Raw genomic sequence first — 4,807 nt, 5'->3', positions numbered from 1 at the left:
GCGTCGGCGGGTTCGCTGCTGGCCATGCCGACGGCCGGCCTGGTCACCCAGCGGCTCGGGCCCGCGCGCACTGTCGCCGTGTCGGTGGTGCTGGTCTCGCTCGGCCTGACCGTGGCGGGTCTGTCCGCCAGCCTGGTCGGCTCGGTCGTCGGGGTGGGGTTCGGCCTCGCCGCGTTCGGCTTCGGCTCCGGCATGTGCGACGTGGCGATGAACGTCGAGGGCGCGGCCGTGGAGAAGCGCCTCGGCTACACCATCCTGCCCCGGTTCCACGCCGCCTGGAGTCTCGGCTCGGTGGCCGGGGCCGGGCTCGGCGCCGGCGCCGCGCACTTCGGCGTACCCGTGGGCGTGCACCTGCCGGTCCTGTCCGTGCTGATCCTGGCCGGCACGCTGGTCGGCGCCCGGGCATTCCTCGCGGCCACCGCCGAGGCGGCCGGGGCCGGGGAGCCGGCCGCCCGGCGGCAGGCGCTGCTGGCCGCCTGGCGCGAGCCCCGCACCCTGCTGGTCGGCCTGCTCGTGCTGGTCATGGCGTTCACCGAGGGCAGTGCCAACGACTGGCTCGCGGTGGCGTTCGTCGACGGGTACGGGGTCGACGAGGCGGTCGGTGCCGCGGTGTTCGGCGTGTTCGTGGTGGGCATGACGATCGGCCGCACCGTCGGCACCGTCGCCATCGACAGGTGGGGCCGGGTGCCGGTCCTGTTCACCACCATCGCGATGGCGTCCGCCGGCGCGGCGCTCGCCGTACTGGCCGGGAACGGCCCCCTCGCGGTGGTCGGCGTCGCGCTGTGGGGGCTCGGCGCCTCGCTCGGCTTCCCGGTCGGGATGAGCGCCGTCGCCGACGACGAGGACAAGGCCCCGGCCCGGGTGAGCGTGGTCGCGGTGATCGGCTACACCGCCTTCCTGGCCGGGCCGCCGCTGCTCGGCTTCCTCGGCGATCACTTCGGCGTGCTGTCCGCGCTCGGCGTGGTGCCGCTGCTCCTGCTGCCCACGCTCGCGCTGGTGCCGGTGCTGCGGGAGCGCCCCGCCGCGCCGGACACGCAGGCCGGCGCACCGGCGGCGAAGGTCGGCTGAGCCGGTCCAGCCGACTCCCACCGCGCTCCCAGCCGCCTGCCAGGCCGGCGTGCTGCACTGGAGCGAACGCCGAGGAGAGGAGGCGGGCATGGGCTGGTTCAGCCGCCGGGCCGCCGACCCGACGACGCCCACGAAGCTCGACCGCGAGGCGACCAAGGAGGACCTGGCGCAGCTGGAGGCGTTCGTCACCAGCCGGCGCGGGGTCGAGTTCTACCTGGAACCGGAGACCACCGCCACCGACACCACAGTCGTCGCCATCGCGCACGACGGTGAGTGGATCCGCCGCCGTACCGGCTCGCCCCGCGCCGCCGGCAAGATCGCCCAGAAGCACGCGGTGCCGCTGTACGAGGCGGCCCGCACCGGCTACCCGGAGCGGATGCGGGCGTGGAACCGGGCCCACCCGGAACGCCGGGCCCGCTGACCGGCGCGGTCAGCCGGTCAGCGCGGTGACGAGGGCGTAGCCCAGGAACGCCGCGCCCAGGCCCGCGGCCACGCTGAGCGCCGCATTCGCGTACGCGAGGCGGCGCTTCCCGGTGCGGGCCAGGCGCAGCGTCTCGTAGCTCAGCGTCGACCAGGTGGTCAGCGCGCCGCAGAAACCGGTGCCGACCAGCGCGGTCACCGCCGGGTCGACGGGCGCCGCGAGCAGGCCGCCGAGCAGCAGCGACCCGGCCACGTTCACGGTGAGCGTGCCCCACGGGAACGGTGAGCCGTGCCGGGCCTGCACCGCCCGGTCGGTCAGGTAGCGCAGCGGCGCGCCGAGCGCGGCGCCGAGCGCGATCAGCAGGACGGTCATCGGCCCGCCACCGTCTGGGCGGTCACGGGGCCCGCCCGTGCCGGGCGGCCAGCAGGCGCGCTGTCACCGCGTCCCCGGCCGCGACCGCGGCCAGCGCGCCGAGCACCGTGGCGGCCAGGTAGACGCCCGCCGTCGCCGCCGCGCCGTCGGTCAGCAGCCGCTGCGCGTCGACCGCGTACGCGGAGAACGTGGTGAACCCGCCGAGCACGCCGACGCCGAGGAACGGCCGGGTCAGCGGGTGGGCCGGGCGGGCGGCGAGCATCGCCGTCAGCGCACCGATCAGCAGGCAGCCGGTGACGTTGACGGCGAACGTGGCCCACGGAAACTCGCCGGGCCGGTGCGGCACCGCCGCCTGCGCGCCCGCCCGCGCGAGCGCGCCGAACACGCCACCGGCGGCGATCACGCCGAGCACGGCCGCCGGGTGCGCGGACAGTTCCGACCGGTCCGCCGGTACGCGCAGGTCGACGTCCGGATCAACGCGCGGATCCGACACCACACCTCCCACCGCCCCCGCGAGCATAACCCCGCCGTCCGCCCGCGCCCCCGCTCTCGGTGATCTTGCGGTTCCAGCCCCGGCATTGCGCGCGAAGCGGACACCCGAGGGGCGGCAAGTGCAAGATCACGGGGGAGGGGGGTGGGGGAGGGATGAGGGGCGTACGGTGGGCGGCAGCGCCCGGCGCGGCGGTGCCCGGGGCCCGTCGCGCCAGGAGGAAGCCGTGCAGGACCGCACCCCTCGTCCGGAGGAGCTGGATCCCGTCGAGCGGATCGGCGTCGACGAGCTGCGCGCCCTGCAGCTGGACCGGCTGCGCCACTCGCTGCGGCACGCGTACGACAACGTGCCGCACTACCGCCGCGCGTTCGACGACGCCGGCGCGAACCCGGGCGACCTGCGCGAGTTGACCGACCTGGCCCGCTTCCCGTTCACCACGAAGGCGGAGCTGCGGGAGAACTACCCGTTCGGCATGGTCGCGGTGCCCCGCGAGCGGATCGCCCGCCTGCACGCGTCCTCCGGCACCACCGGACGCCCGACCGTGGTCGGCTACACCCGCGCCGACCTGGACACCTGGGCGAAGCTGATGGCCCGCTCGATCCGGGCCGCCGGTGGCCGCCGCGGTGACCGGGTGCACGTCGCGTACGGCTACGGGCTGTTCACCGGCGGCCTCGGCGCGCACTACGGCGCCGAGGAGCTGGGCTGCACCGTCGTCCCGGCCTCCGGCGGCATGACCGAGCGCCAGGTCATGCTGATCCGCGACCTGGAACCGGAGGTCATCATGGTGACCCCGAGCTACATGCTCGCCATCGTGGACGAGATGGAACGCCAGGGCGTCGACCCGCGCGCCACCTCGCTGCGGGTGGGCGTCTTCGGCGCCGAGCCGTGGACCGAGGACATGCGCCGTGAGCTGGAGCAGCGCCTGGACATGCACGCGCTGGACATCTACGGCCTGTCCGAGGTGATGGGCCCGGGGGTGGCGGTCGAGTGCGTGGAGACCAAGGACGGCCTGCACCTGTGGGAGGACCACTTCTACCCGGAGATCATCGACCCGGTGACCGGGGAGGTGCTGCCCGACGGACAGCGGGGCGAGCTGGTGCTGACCTCGCTGACCAAGGAGGCCATGCCGGTGGTCCGCTACCGCACCCGGGACCTGACCCGGCTGCTGCCCGGCACGGCCCGCCCGATGCGGCGGATCGAGAAGATCACCGGACGGACCGACGACATGATGATCGTCCGGGGGGTGAACGTCTTCCCGACGCAGATCGAAGAGCTGATCCTGCGTACCCCGGCCCTGTCGCCGCACTTCCAGTGCGTGCTCGACCGGCGGGGGCGGATGGACACGCTCGCCGTCCACGTGGAGCGGCGCGCGGACGCCGCCGCCGACGAGGCCGAACGGGCCGGCGCGGCCCTGGCCGAGCAGGTCAAGAACACCATCGGCGTCTCCGTCGCGGTGCGGGTGATCGAACCGGACGGGGTGGAACGGTCGATGGGCAAGATGCGCCGCATCGTCGACCAGCGGCGGGAGCGCTGACATGGCGGACGACGGCGGCCGCACCGCGGCGCACGACATGTTCGACGCCGACGTGGCGTCCAAGGGGCTCGGCATCGAACTCGTCTCGGCCGGTGACGGCGCGGCCGTGGCGCGGATGCGGGTCACCCCGGCGATGCTCAACGGGCACGCGATCGGGCACGGCGGCTTCGTGTTCCTGCTCGCCGACACCGCGTTCGCGCTCGCCTGCAACAGCCACGGCCCGGCCACCGTCGCGGCCGGCGGCGAGATCAGCTTCCTGCGACCGGTACGCGAGGGCGACGTGCTGGAGGCGTACGCCACCGAGCGGGTCCGGCAGGGCCGCAGCGGCATCTACGACGTCACGGTGCGGCGCGGCGACGAGGTGGTGGCGGAGTTCCGGGGACGCAGCCGCACCATCGCCCGCGGCTGACGGCCACCGCTCGACCCGCCCGACGAGCCGCCCGGGCCGGAGTGGCCCCGTGCCCGCTCCGACCCGGACGTCGCCGTCATGCGGCGAGCCCAGTCGCGTACCCGCCGGGCTCGGCTCTTCGCCGCGCGTGGCCCGCCCTCTCAGGCCGCGCCGCGGCTCCGGGTAACGGGACGGTCCGCCACCCGGGCCACGCTGCGAGATCGCCGGCCGTCGCCGGTCCGGCCCAGGACGGCCCGGGCACCGCCCGGAGCACGCCGCTCCGATCCGGCGGGCCGGGCGCCGGTCGGGCCCCTCCACCCGACCGGCGCGACCGTCCCGCCCCGAGCGGGCAGAGTTCCCGCTCGTCGGGGTCCCGTGCGGGGACACCGGCTCCCGCTCCCGGCGCGAAGCCGGCAGCGGTGTCCTCCGGGACGCGGGCCGGATGCCGACCCGCGCCCACTCCGGGCGTCCGGGCGGCGGCGCGTCCGCCACCGGCCACGCCCGGCGGTACGGCCGCGCCGACGGTCCGGACAC

6 protein-coding genes are annotated in these 4,807 nt (G+C 75.7%); 4 read left to right on the top strand and 2 right to left on the bottom strand.

Annotation, left to right across the window (positions count from 1 at the left end; all coding sequences use genetic code 11):
- Both KBX39_RS23320 and KBX39_RS23315 read left to right on the top strand, forming a co-directional pair.
- The coding region (locus KBX39_RS23320) for an MFS transporter (protein ID WP_210872506.1) at positions 1-1,068 on the top strand (1,068 nt) is incomplete at its 5' end.
- 88 nt (positions 1,069-1,156) lie between these two features.
- A complete protein-coding gene (locus KBX39_RS23315; RefSeq protein WP_030499339.1) occupies positions 1,157-1,489 on the top strand; it encodes a hypothetical protein in 333 nt (110 codons plus the stop codon).
- Between the two features lie 9 nt (positions 1,490-1,498).
- Here the strand turns inward: KBX39_RS23315 and KBX39_RS23310 are convergent, their stop codons facing one another.
- A complete protein-coding gene (locus KBX39_RS23310) occupies positions 1,499-1,861 on the bottom strand; it encodes a CrcB family protein (RefSeq protein ID WP_043323585.1) in 363 nt (120 codons plus the stop codon).
- Between the two features lie 22 nt (positions 1,862-1,883).
- The gene (locus tag KBX39_RS23305; RefSeq protein WP_205796387.1) at positions 1,884-2,381 is read right to left on the bottom strand and encodes a CrcB family protein; all 498 of its coding nucleotides are present in this window, start codon (positions 2,379-2,381) and stop codon (positions 1,884-1,886) included.
- Between the two features lie 196 nt (positions 2,382-2,577).
- Here KBX39_RS23305 and paaK point away from each other — a divergent pair, with 196 nt between their 5' ends.
- Together paaK and paaI are read left to right on the top strand one after the other, a co-directional pair.
- The gene (gene paaK / locus KBX39_RS23300) at positions 2,578-3,885 is read left to right on the top strand and encodes a phenylacetate--CoA ligase PaaK (RefSeq protein WP_210872504.1); all 1,308 of its coding nucleotides are present in this window, start codon (positions 2,578-2,580) and stop codon (positions 3,883-3,885) included.
- Position 3,886: 1 nt separating this feature from the next.
- Positions 3,887-4,294 carry a hydroxyphenylacetyl-CoA thioesterase PaaI gene (gene paaI / locus KBX39_RS23295; RefSeq protein ID WP_043323587.1) on the top strand — a complete coding sequence of 136 codons (408 nt, stop codon included), beginning with the start codon at positions 3,887-3,889 and terminating at the stop codon, positions 4,292-4,294.
- Positions 4,295-4,807: the final 513 nt, after the last annotated feature.

The sequence above is a fragment of the Micromonospora sp. D75 genome, assembly GCF_018070405.1.
Taxonomy (GTDB): domain Bacteria; phylum Actinomycetota; class Actinomycetes; order Mycobacteriales; family Micromonosporaceae; genus Micromonospora; species Micromonospora chalcea.
The sequence above is the reverse complement of the archived record's forward strand: the minus strand, read 5'-3'. Positions and strand labels throughout refer to the sequence as shown.